Raw genomic sequence first — 15255 nt, forward strand, 5'->3', positions numbered from 1 at the left:
TCGCGTTCCCGATTGGGAAATATAGGCGTTTTCTGCCGGATTTGCACGATTTGGCCGATTCAGACCCTGGTCTTGGCTTTCAGCCGCTCGATCGCCATAAGCACCCGCTCCGGCGTCGCCGGGGCGTCGAGGCGTGGACAGACCTTGTGGTCGGCAACGCTGGCCACCGCATCCGACAGCGCGTGGAGCACCGACATGCCGAGCGGGAAGGGCGGCTCGCCGACCGCCTTGGAGCGATGCACGGTCGGCTCGCTCGCCTCCGGCCAGTCGGCAAGCGTCACGTTGAAGATCTTCGGCCGGTCGGAGGCGAGCGGGATCTTGTAGGTCGACGGCGCATGCGTGCGCAGCCGGCCCTTGCCGTCCCACCAAAGTTCCTCGGTCGTCAGCCAGCCCATGCCCTGGATGAAGCCGCCCTCGACCTGGCCGAGATCGATGGCGCGGTTCAGCGAGCGGCCGGTCTCGTGCAATATGTCGGTGCGCTCGACCACATATTCGCCGGTCAGCGTGTCGACCGAGACTTCCGAGCACGACGCGCCATAGGCGAAGTAATAGAAGGGGCGGCCTTGGCCCTTGTCGCGGTTCCAGTGGATTTTCGGCGTCTTGTAGAAGCCCGCCGCCGAAAGCTGGATGCGCGCCATATAGGCCTGCTTGATCAGATCGGCGAAGGCGATCTCCTGGTTGCCGATGCGCACCCGGTTGGGCAGGAAGACAACCTGGTCGCGCGGCACCTGGTATTTTTCCGCGGCGAAGTCGGTCAGCCGGTCCTTGATCTGCCTGGCGCCGTTCTGCGCCGCCATGCCGTTCAGGTCGGAGCCGGACGACGCGGCGGTGGCCGAAGTGTTCGGCACCTTGCCGGTCGTCGTCGCGGTGATCTTCACCTGGTCGAGGTCGATCTGGAATTCTTCGGCCACCACTTGCGCGACTTTGAGATAGAGGCCTTGCCCCATCTCGGTGCCGCCATGGTTCAGGTGCACCGAACCATCGGTGTAGACATGCACCAGCGCGCCGGCCTGGTTGTAGTGGGTGGCGGTGAACGAGATGCCGAACTTGACCGGCGTCAGCGCCAGCCCGCGCTTGATGAAGCGGCTGTTGGCGTTGAAGGCCTCGATGACGCGGCGGCGCCTTGTGTAGTCCGAACTCGCCTCCAGTTCGGCGACGATGCGGTGGATGATGTTGTCTTCGACCGTCTGATGATACGGCGTGATGTTGCGATCCGAGGTGCCATAAAAGTTCTGCTTGCGGATTTCGAGCGGGTCCTTGCCGACGGCGAAGGCGACCTCGTCGATGACGCGCTCGGCGCCGACCATGCCCTGCGGGCCGCCGAAGCCACGGAAGGCAGTGTTCGACACGGTGTTGGTGTAGAGCGGCGCCGACTGCGCATGCACCGTTGGCCAGAAATAGGTGTTGTCGCAGTGGAACAGCGCGCGGTCGGTGACCGGGCCCGACAGGTCCGACGAGAAGCCGCAACGCGCCGCGAACATGAAGTCGACGCCCAAAATGTTGCCGTCATCGTCGAAGCCGACTTCGTAGTCGACCAGGAAATCATGGCGCTTGCCGGTGGCGATCATATCGTCGTCACGGTCGGGCCGGATTTTCACGGCGCGATGGTGTTTCTTCGCGGCAATCGCGGCCAATGCCGCAAACTGGTTGCCTTGCGTTTCCTTACCGCCGAAGCCGCCGCCCATGCGGCGGATTTCCACCGTGATGGCGTTGCTCGGCACGCCGAGTGCATGGCTGACCATATGCTGGACTTCGCTCGGATGCTGCGTCGAGGAGTAGATGGTGACGTCCTCGTCTTCGCCGGGAACGGCCATGGCGATATGGCCTTCGAGATAGAAATGCTCCTGTCCGCCGACACGCATCTGCCCCTTGAGCCGACGCGGCGCTGCCTTGATCGCGGCGGCTGCATCGCCGCGCTTCAAAGTCAGCGGCGGCGTGACCAGTCTGTCCTTGCGTGGATCGAGGTCGCCGATGTCGGTGACAAAAGGCAGTTCCTTGTATTCGACCTTGGCCAGTCTTGTGGCGCGGCGCGCCTGTTCGCGCGTCTCGGCGATGACGCAGAAAATCGGCTGGCCGTAGAACTGCACCTTACCGTCGGCGAGCACCGGCTCGTCGTGACGGCCGGTCGGCGAAATGTCGTTTTCGCCCGGCACGTCCTTCGCCGTCAGCACATCGACCACGCCGGGAGCGCTGCGCACCGCCGAAAGGTCCATTTTGCTGATAGTCGCATGCGTTGCGGCGCAAAGCCCGAGGCAGCCATGCAGCGTGCCTGCCGGTTCCGGCATATCGTCGATGTAGACGGCCGTGCCGCTGACATGCTTGTGCGCGGAATCATGGCGCTGGTCGGTGGCAACGCCGCCGGAAATCTTCTGCGCCTTGAGGTTGGGGGTGTGCTTGGTCATCACGCCGCCTCGTACCGGGTCACCTGGAATGGCGCTTTGGTTCCGGTGGTTTCGACAAAGAAGCGCAGCAGCAGGTTCTTCGCGGCCAGCGCCCGGTATTCGGCCGAGGCCCGCATATCGGTCAGCGGCGTGAAGTCGTTGGCGTATTCGGCCATCGCAGCCTCGACCGTGGCTTCCGTCCACGGCCTGCCAACTAAAGCCTTTTCGACGCCGAAGGCCCGTTTCGGCGTCGCCGCCATGCCGCCATAAGCGATCCGCACATCGGCCACGGTGCCATCCTTGGCTAAGGTCAGGTAGAACGCGCCAAGCGCGGCGGTGATGTCTTCGTCACGGCGCTTGGTGATCTTGTAGACGGCAAATTTTTTGCCCTTGGCCGGCACCGGCACATGCACGGCCTCGACGAATTCGCCTGGCTGCCGGTCCTGCTTGCCATAGGCGATGAAGAAATCTTCCAGCGGCATCGTGCGCCGCTTTTTGCCACGGCGCAGCGTCAGCTGTGCACCGAGCGCGATCAGCGGCGGCGGAGTGTCGCCGATCGGCGAGCCGTTGGCGATGTTGCCGCCGATGGTGCCCATGTTACGCACCTGCTCACCGCCGATACGGTCGAACAGCGGCCCGAGCGTCGGGATGCGTTTCGCCAATATCGAGAACGCGTCGCTGTAGGTGACGCCGGCGCCGATCGAGATCACGCCCTTGTCTTCGGAGATGGCGCAGAGGCCGTCGAGATTGCCGATGAAAACCACCGGCGAGATGTCGCGCATATGCTTGATCACCCACAGGCCGACATCGGTCGAGCCGGCAACGATGGTGACGCCCGGCTCCTTGTCGAGCACGCTGGCCAGATCATCGGCACTGGCCGGCACGACCAGCCGCGCCTTGCCAGCGCCGATCTCGACGCGCGAACCGTCCTTCATCGCCGCGAGCTTCTTAGTGATTGCTTTGCGCTCCGCCGCCAACGGGTCCTTTGCCGCCTTGCCGTAGCTGGAGATGGCGCGCGCCGCCCGCATGATCGCCTCGTAGCCGGTGCAGCGGCAGAGATTGCCCTGCAGCGCCTTTTCGATCGCAGCATCCGACGGCTCGGGCGAGCGCATCCACAGCGCGTAGAGCGACATGACGAAGCCCGGCGTGCAAAAGCCGCATTGCGAACCGTGGAAATCGACCATTGCCTGCTGCACGGGGTGCAGCTTTTCGCCGTCGCCGCGCAGGTGTTCGACCGTCACCACATGCGTGCTGTCGAGAGAGCCGAGGAAGCGGATGCAGGCATTGACGCTTTCATAGACCAGCCTGCCGGCGGACAGCCTGCCGACCAGCACGGTGCAGGCGCCGCAATCGCCTTCGGCGCAGCCTTCCTTGGTGCCGCGCAGCGAACGGTTGAGCCTCAGCCAATCGAGCAAGGTTTCTTCGGGCGCGACCGTGGTCAGCGCGATATCCTCGCCGTTGAGGATGAAGCGGATTTCGTTGCGCGTCTTGAGCTTGGCCATGCCTCAGCTCCCCCGATAGGTCGAATAGCCGTAGGGCGAGATCAGCAAAGGCACATGATAGTGCACCGGCTCCGCCATGCCGAAGCGGATTGGCACACTGTCGAGGAAGGCTGGCTCGGGCAGCTTGCCGTGCCGGCGCAGATAGTCGCCGGCCGCGAAGACCAGTTCGTACTCGCCGGTGCGGAAGTCCGCCCCGGCAAGCAGCGGCGAATCGCAGCGGCCGTCATCATTGGTGACCACCGTCTTCAGATGCGTGCGAGCCTGGCGCTCTATGCGGTAAAGCTCGATCGACAGGCCTTTCGCCGGCCTGCCGGTCGCGGTGTCGAGGACATGGGTCGTCAGACGCCCGCCATCGGCTTTCGACGTTTCTGCCACTGGCCGTCTCCCATTCCGGTACAGTCGAACGTTTCTGGTGAATTGTGCGCCCATTAAAGGCGATGCATAAGTCCCGGTCGAGCGGAGCGCGACAAAAAGCTCTTTCAAAAATTTTCGGGGGAATGCGCAAGCACTCCTTTCGATATCTTCATCTCAATATCCGGCAGGAGTGACAATGCGTTACGAACGGGACATGCGCGGCTACGGGGCCAACCCGCCGGATCCGAAATGGCCGGGCGGCGCGCATGTCGCGGTGCAGTTCGTCGTCAACTACGAAGAAGGCGGCGAGAACTGCGTGCTGCATGGCGACAAGGCATCGGAAGCCTTCCTGTCCGAGATCGTGGGTGCTGCTCCCTGGGTCGGCCAGCGTCACTGGAACATGGAATCGATCTACGAATATGGCGCCCGTGCCGGCTTCTGGCGGCTCCATCGCCTGTTTACCGAAGCGCAGGTGCCGGTCACCTGCTACGGCGTCGCCACGGCGCTGGCGCGCTCGCCCGACCAGGTCGCGGCGATGCAGGAGGCCGGCTGGGAGATCGCATCGCACGGACTGAAATGGATCGACTACCGCGACCATGCCGCCGAAGACGAACGCCGCGACCTCGAAGCGGCGATCAAGCTGCACTACGAGGTGACCGGCGCGCGCCCGACCGGCTGGTACACCGGCCGCACTTCGGTCAACACCGTGCGGCTGGTGGCCGAGGAGGGCGGCTTCGACTACGTCTCCGACACCTATGACGACGAATTGCCCTACTGGTTCGAGCGCGACGGTGCCGAAAAACCGCAGCTCGTCATTCCCTATACGCTCGACGCCAACGACATGCGCTTCGCCATGGCGCAAGGCTTCAACTCCGGCGACCAGTTCTTTGCCTATCTGAAGGACAGTTTCGACACGCTCTATGCCGAGGGCAGGGACGGGCGGCCGCGCATGATGAATATCGGCCTGCACTGCCGCCTCGTCGGCCGTCCCGGCCGCGTCGCGGCGCTGAAGCGCTTTGTCGACTACGTCAAGTCGCATGACAGAGTGTGGCTGGCGCGGCGCATCGACATCGCCAGGCACTGGCACGAAAACCATCCGTTCCGGCAGCCCTCGCTGCGCCCGTCGAAAATGGAATTCGAGGCCTTCGTGCATGCCTTCGGCGGCGTCTTCGAACATTCGCCATGGATCGCCGAGCGCGCCTATGGGCTGGAACTCGGCCCGGCGCATGACAGCGCCGGCGGCCTGCACAACGCGCTCTGCCGTGTCTTCCGCACCGCAACAGAGGCCGAGCGGCTTTCCGTGCTCAACGCCCATCCGGACCTTGCCGGCAAGCTGGCAAAGGCCAGGCGGCTGACGGCGGAATCGACGAAAGAACAGGCCTCGGCCGGGCTCGACGCTCTGACCGACAAGGAGCGCGAGCTGTTCTCCAAGCTTAATGCCGCCTACGTCACGACGTTCGGCTTCCCCTTCATCATAGCGGTGAAGGGCAAGACCAAGGAAGAAATCCTGGCGGAGTTCGAGGCGCGCATCGGCAACGGCCGCGGCGCCGAATTCGACACCGCCTGCAAACAGGTCGAGCGCATCGCGCTGCTTCGGCTGAGAGACATGCTGCCACTCTAAGTGTTTGTTTTTACGCAATTCCGGGCGGAAAACCGCTGCACACTTTTCCTGGAATTGCCTTAAGGGTTAGGACCACATGGATATGATCAAGACGCCCGAGCGAACCTACTACGCGCCGCATGGCGGCCACCCTGGCCAAAGCGAGCTGTTGACCGGCCGCGCCGTCTTCACCGAGGCCTATGCCGTCATCCCCAAGGGGGTGATGCAGGACATCGTCACCAGCGCGCTGCCGTTCTGGGACAAGACCAGGGCCTGGATCATCGCGCGGCCGCTGTCGGGCTTTGCCGAGACGTTTTCGCAATACATCGTCGAGGTCGGGCCGGGTGGCGGCAGCGACCGGCCGGAACCGGATGCTGCCGCCGAGGGCGTGTTGTTCGTGGTCGAGGGCGAGCTCAGCGTTTCGCTAGCCGGCAAGGCACATGTGCTGAAACCGGGCGGCTTTGCCTACCTGCCGCCGGCCAGCGGCTGGACCGTTCGCAACGAAAGCGGTGCGGCTGTTCGCTTCCACTGGGTCCGCAAGGCCTATGAAGCGGTCGAGGGCCTCGACGTGCCGGAAGCCTTCTTCACCAACGAGCAGCAAGTCGCGCCGAGCCCGATGCCCGGCACCGAGGGCCGCTGGGCAACGACGCGCTTCGTCGATCCGGCCGACATGCGCCACGACATGCATGTCACCATCGTCACTCTGGAGCCGGGCGCGGTCATCCCCTTCGCCGAGACCCATGTCATGGAGCACGGCCTCTATGTGCTGGAAGGCAAGGCCGTCTACCGTCTCAATCAGGACTGGGTCGAGGTCGAGGCCGGCGATTATATGTGGCTGCGCGCCTTCTGCCCGCAGGCCTGTTATGCCGGCGGTCCCGGCAAGTTCCGCTATTTGCTCTACAAGGACGTCAACCGGCACGCCAAGCTCGGCGGCGTGGGTGTCGGAGGCCACGCGCGGTGACCCGCATCGTCGCTAAACCGCTGACCCGCGAAAGCTTCGCCGAATTCGGCGACGTCATCGACATGGACGGCGACAACCACTACCCGATCAATGGCGGCAAGGCCGAACGCTTCCACGATCTCGCCACCGCCGAAGCCCAGGGGCCGAATGCGCGCCTGCTGATCTCCATGGTGCGCGGCACGCCTTACGAATTGCCGTTGAAGCTGACCATGGTCGAGCGCCATCCGTTCGGCAGCCAGGCTTTCATCCCGCTGTCGCCGCGCCCTTTTCTGGTCGTCGTCTGCCATGACGGCAAGGATGGTCCCGGCGAACCGCACGCCTTTATCACCGCGCCCGGGCAAGGCATCAACTATCCGCGCAACCTCTGGCACGGCGTGCTGACGCCGATCGGCGAGGTCCAGGACTTTGTCATCGTCGATCGTGGCGGCGACGGCTCCAACCTCGAAGAGTGCCACTTCTCCCACCCTTACGAAATTCATCTTCCCGACGGAAAGCAATGACGAATGACCGACATTTCGCTGATCGACCGCCTGCTCGACGTCATCGAGCACGACATCGTGCCGAAGACGGCCGACGGTGTGGCCCATGGCAACAAGCTGTTCGGCGCCGCGATCCTGCGCAAGGACGACCGCTCGCTGGTGCTGGCCGAAACCAACAATGAGATCGAAAACCCGCTCTGGCATGGCGAGGTGCACTGCCTGAAGCGCTTCTACGAAATGCCCAGGGCCGAGCGCGTCGACACGAACGATGCCATCTTCCTCGCCACGCACGAGCCCTGCTCGCTCTGCCTGTCGGCGATCACCTGGACCGGCTTCGATAATTTCTACTATCTGTTCAGCCACGAGGATTCGCGCGACAGCTTCGCCATCCCGCACGATTTGAAGATACTGAAGGAGGTTTTCACCCTCGATCCCGGCGGCTACAATGCCGAGAACGCTTATTGGAAGAGCTTCTCGATCCGCAGGCTGGTGCGGTCGCTGCCCGAGGCCGAACGGTCGCGCTTGGAAGGACGGATCGGCAGGATTTCCGCCCGCTACGACGACTTGTCCGGCGCCTATCAGGCGAGCAAGGCCGAAAACGACATTCCGCTGAACTGACGCGGATTGACCAGCCGAATTCGTTGGCTGGCCCACGACGCGACCCAGCGGGCTCCATCATCTGGCGTTCCTGGAGTCCTCGCATGAAAACCGTCACCGAATTCCCCCGCAAGGTCGTCGAATTCCTTGATATGGGCATCGTCATGCCGGACGGGTGCCGACTGTCGGCGCGGGTGTGGATGCCGGCAGATGCCGGCGACGACCCGGTGCCGGCAATCCTTGAGCATTTGCCCTACCGCAAGCGCGACGGCACCATCTTTCGCGATCAGCTGACGCATCCCTATTTCGCCGGCCACGGCTACGCGTCGATCCGCGTCGACATGCGCGGCAACGGCGATTCCGAAGGGCTGATGGACGACGAATATTCCGAGCAGGAATTGCAGGACGCCTGCGATGTCATCGCCTGGGCAGCCGCGCAGCCCTGGTGCAACGGCAAGGTCGGCATGATGGGCATTTCCTGGGGCGGCTTCAACTGCCTGCAGGTGGCGGCGATGCAGCCGCCGGCGCTGAAGGCGGTGATCAGCCTGTGCTCGACCGTCGACCGCTATGCCGACGACATCCACTATAAGGGCGGCTGCCTGCTGATCGAGAATTTCGGCTGGGCCTCGACCATGCTGTCCTATTCGTCGCGGCCGCCGGATCCGCTGATCGCCGGCGACAACCGCTGGCGCGATCTGTGGCTGACCCGGCTGGAGAACCAACCATTCCTGGCGCCGCTATGGTTGAAGCACCAGCACCGCGACGCCTACTGGAAACGCGGCTCGATCTGCGAGGACTATTCCGCCGTCCATGCCGCCGTGCTGTCGATCGGCGGCTGGCACGACGGCTATCGCAACACGATTTCCCACCTCGTCGGCAACATCGAGGCGCCGGTCAAGGGCATCGTCGGCCCTTGGATCCACAAATACCCGCACTACGCGGCACCCCGGCCCGCCATCGGCTTCCTGCAGGAGGCGTTGCGCTGGTGGGACCGCTGGCTGAAGGGCCTCGACACCGGCCTTGATGCAGATCCCGCCTATCGTGCCTATGTCATGGACAGCGTGCGCCCGGCGCGCTGGCATCCCGAGCGTCCGGGGCGCTGGATCGCCGAACAGTTTTGGCCATCGCCCGACATCAAGGCGCACACGATCGAACTCATCGCCGAGGGCGACAGGCCGGTCATCATCGCCTCGCCGCAGTCCTGCGGCCTTGCCGGCGGCGAGTATTTTCCCTTCACCTTCGGTCCGGAACTGCCCGGCGACCAGCGTCCGGACGATGCGCTGTCGGTCTGTTTCGACCGGCCGCCGCTCAGCGAAGCGATCGATATCGTCGGCGCGCCGGAGGTGCTGGTCTGGGTCTTGTCGGATCGGCCTCAGGCGAACATCGCCGTGCGGCTATGCGATGTGCATCCCGACGGCGCCTCGGAGCTGATCTCCTACGGGGTGCTCAACCTGACGCACCGCAACTCGCATGAATTCCCCGAGCCGCTGGTGCCGGGCGAGCCCGCCACCGCAAGGGTCGTGCTCGACCAATGCGCCTACCGCGTGCCGGCCGGCCACCGTTTGCGCATTGCCGTGTCGAACGCTTATTGGCCGATGATCTGGCCGTCGCCAGAACCGGTCCGGCTCGAGCTCAAGGCCGCGACGCTGACGCTGCCGCTGCGCCCTCTGGCGCAAGGCGACGAGATCACGTTCGCCGCTCCGGAAGGGGCCACGCCCTGGGCGACAGAGACGGTCCGGCCCGCCAATTCCGAACGCCATGTCGACCATGACGAGAAGACCGGCATGGTCACGCTGTCCATAACGGACGATTTCGGCGAGGTGCGCGATCTTCAGCATGGTCTGGCCAATGGCAGCGTCGCCAGGGAGACCTGGGCGATCCATCCTGACGATCCGCTGTCGGCGTCTGGAAAAACCCACTGGACGCAGACTTTGTCGCGAAATGGATGGTCGGTGCGCACCGAAACATCGGCAGAGATGCGGTCCGACGCCCAAAGCTTCACGGTTAGCGCCAGAATCGAAGCCTATGAAGGCGAAAAGCTGGTTTTCGAGCGCAACTTCGAGGAGAAAATCCCCCGCGCCCTGCTGTGAGCGCTCACCCGATTGGTCCAATTGCGACGTACGATTTACGCCACGGCATGTCGCATTCGGTCTTGCTTACTGCTTTCCCTTGCGGTCATTATTCTCCTCACAAGAAACGAGAAAACGACCATTCAGGTCGAACCAACAGAGTGAGGAACTCATCATGTCCAATGAACTGGAATATCTGAGCCGCCGCGTTGCGTCCGGCAAACTCAGCCGTCGTGATTTTCTCGGCCGCGCCGCCGCTCTCGGCATCACCGCGACCTTCGCCAACTCGCTGCTTTCGAGCGCGGCGCGCGCCGCCGGCCCGGTCAAGGGCGGCACGCTGAAGGCCGGCCTGGTCGGCGGTGAATCCACCAACAGCCTCGATCCGGCGCTGATGATGACGCAGGTGCCCTTCGCCTTCGGCAAGTGCTGGGGCGAAATGATCGTCGAGCTGTCCCCCGAAGGAAAGCTCGAGAACCGCATCGCCGAGGAGATCGGCTCTTCGGACGACGCCAAGGTCTGGACGCTGAAGATCCGCGACGGCGTCGAGTTCCACAACGGCAAGACGGTAACCGCTGAGGACGTGGCCGCCACGCTCGAGCGCCATTCCGACGAGAAGTCGAAGTCCGGCGCGCTTGGCTACATGAAGGGCATCGAGAGCATCAAGGCCAGCGGCAAGGAAGTGGTGCTGACGCTGAAGGAGGCCAATGCCGACCTTCCCTATCTGCTCAGTGACTATCACCTGATTGTCCAGCCCAACGGCGGCAAGGACAAGCCCGATGCCGGCATCTCGGCCGGTCCATACGTGGTCAAGACCAACGAACCCGGCGTGCGCCATGGCGCCGAACGCTTCGCCAATTACTGGCAGGGCGACAAGATGGGCCATGCCGACCAGGTCGAAGTCATCGTCATCAACGACGCGACGGCGCGCACGTCCGCCCTGCAGGGCGGCCAGGTCAACATGATCAACCGCGTCGAGCCGAAGATCGTCGACCTGATCAAGCGTCTACCCGGCGTCACCATCCGCAACCATGCCGGTCCCGGCCACTACGTGTTCATCATGCATTGCGACACGGCGCCGTTCGACAACAACGACCTGCGCACCGCGCTGAAGTTGGCGATCGATCGCGAGGAGATGCTCGACAAGATCCTTAGAGGTTATGGCTCGCTCGGCAACGACTTCCCGATAAACGCGTCCTATCCGCTGTTCACCGACATCGAGCAGCGCAAGTACGACCCCGACAAGGCCAAGTTCCATTACAAGAAATCGGGTCATGACGGCACGGTCCTGCTCAGGACCTCGGACGTTGCCTTCCCCGGCGCCGTCGACGCCGCGCAGCTCTACCAGCAGAGCGCGGCCAAGGCCGGCATCAAGCTCGAGCTCAAGCGCGAGCCCGGCGATGGCTACTGGAACGAGGTCTGGAACAAGCAGCCCTTCTGCGCCTCCTACTGGGGTGGCCGTTCGACCCAGGACCAGATGTACTCAACCGCCTATCTGTCATCAGCCGACTGGAACGACACGCGTTTCAAGCGTCCGGATTTCGACAAGATGGTGCTGGCGGCGCGCGCCGAGCTCGACGAGGCCAAGCGCAAGCAGATGTACCACGACATGGCCGTCATGGTGCGCGACGAAGGCGGCCTGATCCTGCCGATGTTCAACCAGTTCATCGACGCGACAGGCGCCAAGGTCGCCGGCTGGGTCGACGATCCGCATCAGGAACTGATGAACGGCTACGCTCTGGCGAAGTGCTGGCTCGAAGCCTGAGCCCGGCCTTGTCGAGATGTCCTCACCCATTGTGAAACTGGTGGCCCAGCGCGTTGCGCTGGGCGTCGTCCTGCTGTTGGCCATTTCGGTCCTGATCTTCGCCGGCACCCAGATCCTGCCCGGCGACGTCGCGCAAGCCATCCTCGGACAGTCGGCAACGCCGGAGTCGCTCGCCAATCTGCGCGAGCAGCTCGGGCTCAACGACCCGGCCTATATCCGCTATTTCCACTGGCTGGGTGGCGTCTTGACCGGCGATCTCGGCACGGCGATGTCGAGCGGCCAGGATATCGCGACCTCGATCAAGGGGCGGCTGTGGAACACGCTGTTCCTCGCCTTCTGGGCGGCGGTCGTCGCCGTGCCGCTGGCGATCATCCTCGGCCTGATCGCGGTGCGTTACCGCAATGGCTGGGTCGACAAGCTGATCTCCGGACTGGCGCTCGCCTCGACCTCGTTTCCCGAATTCTTCATCGGCTATGTGCTGGTCTATTTCTTCGCCGTGAAATGGCAGATATTCCCCGGCATCTCCACCGTCTATGACGGCATGCCGTTCGGCGAGCGCATGCAGGCGATCGCGCTGCCGGCCACCGCGCTGACGTTGGTTGTGCTCGCCCACATGATGCGCATGACGCGCGCCGCGATCCTCAACGTCATGCAGTCGGCCTATGTCGAGACGGCGGAGTTAAAGGGCCTGTCGGCCTTCAATGTCATTCGCAGACATGCCTTCCCCAATGCCATCGCCCCGATCATCAACGTCGTCATGCTCAACCTCGCCTACCTGATCGTCGGCGTCGTCGTGGTCGAAGTGATCTTCGTCTACCCCGGCATGGGGCAGTATCTCGTCGACCACGTCACCAAGCGCGACGTACCTGTCGTGCAGGCGGTCGGCCTGATCTTCGCCGCCGTCTACATCAGCCTGAACATCATTGCGGACATAGCGGCGATCGTCGCCAATCCGCGTCTCAGACATCCGAAGTAAGGGAGCGGGTATGCTCGATATCAAACGCATCCCCATCCCGGCATTGATCGGCATCGTGCTGACGACGCTGTTCGTGCTGGCGGCGATCTTCGCACCCTTGATCGCACCGCACGGCAATGGCGAGATCGTCGGCGACGTCTGGGAGCCGATGTCCGCGGCGCATTGGCTGGGCACCGACAATCTCGGCCGCGATCTGTTGTCGCGCATGATCTATGGCGCTCGCATTACGCTGTTCATCGCGGTGCTCGCCACCGCCCTGTCCTTCTCGCTCGGCGCCATCCTCGGTTTTTCGGCGGCGGTTTTCGGCGGCTGGTTCGACACGCTGCTGTCGCGCCTCGTCGACCTGCTGATGTCGATCCCGACGCTGATCATGGCTCTGGTGGTGCTCTCCGTGCTGCCCACCAATCTGGTGACGCTGATCCTGGTCATGGGCATTCTCGATTCGACACGCGTCTACCGCCTGTCGCGAGCCGTCGCCGTCGACATCAACGTCATGGACTACGTCGAGGCGGCCAAATTGCGCGGCGAAGGCGAGACCTGGATCATCTTCCGCGAGATCCTGCCCAACGCGCTGTCGCCGTTGGTCTCCGAACTCGGCCTGCGCTTCATCTATGCGGTGCTGTTCCTGTCGACGCTGTCCTTCCTCGGCCTCGGCGTGCAGCCGCCGGATGCCGACTGGGGCGGCATGGTGAAGGAAAACAAGGACGGCATCGTCTTCGGCATCGCGGCGGCGCTTATTCCCGCCGCGGCGATCGCAGCACTGGCGATCTCCGTCAACCTCGTGGCCGATTGGGTGCTCAACCGCACGACAAGCCTGAAGGGAGGGCGCGGGTGATGGCTGACAGCAAAGCGAAATCCGGCCTGCTGCTCGACATCCGCAATTTGCGCATCGAGGCCACGGTCTATCCGCCCGGCGAGGCGCCGAAGAACATTGTGCTTGTCCATGATGTCTCGCTGACGCTGGAAAAGGGCAAGGTGCTCGGCCTGATCGGCGAGTCGGGCGCCGGCAAATCGACCATCGGCCTGTCGTCGATGGGCTATGGCCGCGGCGGTGTGCGCATCACCGGCGGCGAGGTCATCCTCAACGGCCGCGACATCCTCAAGGGCGGCAAGGAAGGTTTCCGCAAGCTGCGCGGCCGCGAAGTTTGCTATGTCGCGCAGTCGGCAGCCGCCGCCTTCAACCCGGCGCACAGGCTGATGGACCAGGTGGTGGAAGCGACGCTGCTGCATGGCACGGCGACGCGCGCCGAGGCCGAGAAGCGTGCCGTCGCGCTGTTCAAAAAGCTCAGCCTGCCCAACCCCGAAACCATCGGCGAACGCTTTCCGCACCAGGTGTCGGGCGGCCAGTTGCAGCGCGTGATGACGGCGATGGCGCTGTGTTCGGAGCCTGACCTGATCGTCTTCGACGAGCCGACCACGGCGCTCGACGTGACGACGCAGATCGACGTGCTGGCGGCGATCAAGGACGCCATCCGCGACACCCATGTGGCGGCTTTGTACATCACCCACGATCTTGCCGTGGTTGCCCAGGTCTCGGACGAGATCATGGTGCTGCGCCACGGCAGGCTGGTCGAATGGGGCGGCACCCGCCAGATCATCAAGGAACCGCGCCAGGAATACACCAATGCGCTGGTCTCGGTGCACGAGATCGAACACCATGAGCAGAAGCCCGGCACGACGCCGTTCCTGTCGGTCAAGAACGTCACCGCCGCCTATGGCCGCAGCCACATCAAGGTATTGAAGAACGTCTCGGTCGACATCTATCCGGGCCAGACGCTGGCCGTCGTCGGCGAGTCGGGGTCCGGCAAGTCGACGCTGGCGCGCGCCATCACCGGGCTGTTGCCGCCTGAGGAAGGCACCGTCACCTTCGACGGCAGGCCGCTTGCCAACAAGCTCGCCGACCGGCCGAAGGAGGATCTGCGCCAGCTGCAGATGATCTACCAGATGGCCGACGTGGCGATGAACCCGCGCCAGACCGTCGGCACCATCATCGGTCGGCCGCTCGAGTTCTATTTCGGCATGCGCGGCCGCGAGCGCGACAAGCGCGTCGCCGAACTGCTCGACAAGATCGAGATGGGCAAGGGCTTTTCCGACCGCTATCCGGCCGAGCTTTCCGGCGGCCAGAAGCAGCGCGTCTGCATCGCTCGCTCGCTCGCCGCCAAACCGCAGCTGATCATCTGCGACGAGGTGACCTCGGCGCTCGATCCGCTGGTGGCCAACGGCATCCTGAAGCTGCTGCTCGAACTGCAGAAGGAGGAGAGCGTCGCCTATCTGTTCATCACCCACGATCTGGCGACGGTGAAGTCGATCGCCGATTCGATCGCGGTGATGTATCGCGGCGAGGTGGTCCGCTATGGGCCCAAGAGCAAGGTGCTGACGCCGCCCTTCGACGCCTACACCGATCTTTTGCTGTCATCGGTTCCCGAAATGGAGATCGGCTGGCTGGAAAAGGCGATCAAGGGACGGCGCATGGCGAGCGCCGGCAACTAGGGGCGAAATCCGGAAACACTGTTTCACGAGCAACGCGCCGCGTGTCCCACAGACCCGCGGCGTTTTGATTTCAACTGACAAGTC

General features: G+C 63.8%; 12 protein-coding genes. 9 read left to right on the forward strand and 3 right to left on the reverse strand.

Annotated elements, in window-relative coordinates; translation table 11 throughout:
* Positions 1-59: 59 nt before the first annotated feature.
* The 3 genes from xdhB to uraH are packed head-to-tail and all read right to left on the reverse strand — an operon-like array spanning position 60 to position 4258.
* Positions 60-2402 carry a xanthine dehydrogenase molybdopterin binding subunit gene (xdhB, locus tag ACFX5Q_RS01530; RefSeq protein WP_404274817.1) on the reverse strand — a complete coding sequence of 781 codons (2343 nt, stop codon included), beginning with the start codon at positions 2400-2402 and terminating at the stop codon, positions 60-62.
* Positions 2402-3883 carry a xanthine dehydrogenase small subunit gene (gene xdhA / locus ACFX5Q_RS01535; RefSeq protein WP_404274819.1) on the reverse strand — a complete coding sequence of 494 codons (1482 nt, stop codon included), beginning with the start codon at positions 3881-3883 and terminating at the stop codon, positions 2402-2404. The genes xdhB and xdhA overlap by 1 nt, the downstream gene beginning before the upstream one ends.
* A gap of 3 nt (positions 3884-3886) precedes the next feature.
* Positions 3887-4258 (reverse strand): hydroxyisourate hydrolase, encoded by a 372-nt coding sequence (gene uraH / locus ACFX5Q_RS01540; RefSeq protein WP_404274820.1) that lies wholly within the window; start codon positions 4256-4258, stop codon positions 3887-3889.
* Positions 4259-4433: 175 nt separating this feature from the next.
* On the opposite strand from uraH, the gene puuE reads away from it, so the two are divergent.
* The 9 genes from puuE (at position 4434) to ACFX5Q_RS01585 (ending at position 15171) form a co-directional block, all read left to right on the forward strand.
* Positions 4434-5858, forward strand: coding sequence for an allantoinase PuuE (gene puuE / locus ACFX5Q_RS01545; protein ID WP_404274822.1), 1425 nt, complete (start codon positions 4434-4436; stop codon positions 5856-5858).
* Between the two features lie 76 nt (positions 5859-5934).
* Positions 5935-6798 (forward strand): bifunctional allantoicase/(S)-ureidoglycine aminohydrolase, encoded by an 864-nt coding sequence (locus tag ACFX5Q_RS01550; protein WP_404274824.1) that lies wholly within the window; start codon positions 5935-5937, stop codon positions 6796-6798.
* A complete protein-coding gene (locus ACFX5Q_RS01555) occupies positions 6795-7298 on the forward strand; it encodes an ureidoglycolate lyase (protein WP_404274826.1) in 504 nt (167 codons plus the stop codon). Before ACFX5Q_RS01550 ends, ACFX5Q_RS01555 begins: the two co-directional genes overlap by 4 nt.
* Positions 7299-7301: 3 nt before the next feature.
* Entirely contained in the window at positions 7302-7895 is a 594-nt protein-coding gene (locus tag ACFX5Q_RS01560; RefSeq protein ID WP_192179263.1) for a nucleoside deaminase, read from the forward strand.
* 83 nt (positions 7896-7978) lie between these two features.
* Positions 7979-9964 (forward strand): CocE/NonD family hydrolase, encoded by a 1986-nt coding sequence (locus ACFX5Q_RS01565; protein WP_404274827.1) that lies wholly within the window; start codon positions 7979-7981, stop codon positions 9962-9964.
* 154 nt (positions 9965-10118) lie between these two features.
* Positions 10119-11705 (forward strand): ABC transporter substrate-binding protein, encoded by a 1587-nt coding sequence (locus ACFX5Q_RS01570; RefSeq protein WP_404274829.1) that lies wholly within the window; start codon positions 10119-10121, stop codon positions 11703-11705.
* 16 nt (positions 11706-11721) lie between these two features.
* Entirely contained in the window at positions 11722-12681 is a 960-nt protein-coding gene (locus ACFX5Q_RS01575; RefSeq protein WP_404274831.1) for an ABC transporter permease, read from the forward strand.
* A 10-nt stretch (positions 12682-12691) separates the two neighbouring features.
* Positions 12692-13516 (forward strand): ABC transporter permease, encoded by an 825-nt coding sequence (locus tag ACFX5Q_RS01580; RefSeq protein ID WP_404274833.1) that lies wholly within the window; start codon positions 12692-12694, stop codon positions 13514-13516.
* Positions 13516-15171, forward strand: coding sequence for an ABC transporter ATP-binding protein (locus ACFX5Q_RS01585; protein WP_404274835.1), 1656 nt, complete (start codon positions 13516-13518; stop codon positions 15169-15171). Before ACFX5Q_RS01580 ends, ACFX5Q_RS01585 begins: the two co-directional genes overlap by 1 nt.
* Positions 15172-15255: the final 84 nt, after the last annotated feature.

The organism is Mesorhizobium sp. IMUNJ 23033 (assembly GCF_044778005.1).
Taxonomy (GTDB): Bacteria; Pseudomonadota; Alphaproteobacteria; order Rhizobiales; family Rhizobiaceae; genus Mesorhizobium; species Mesorhizobium amorphae_A.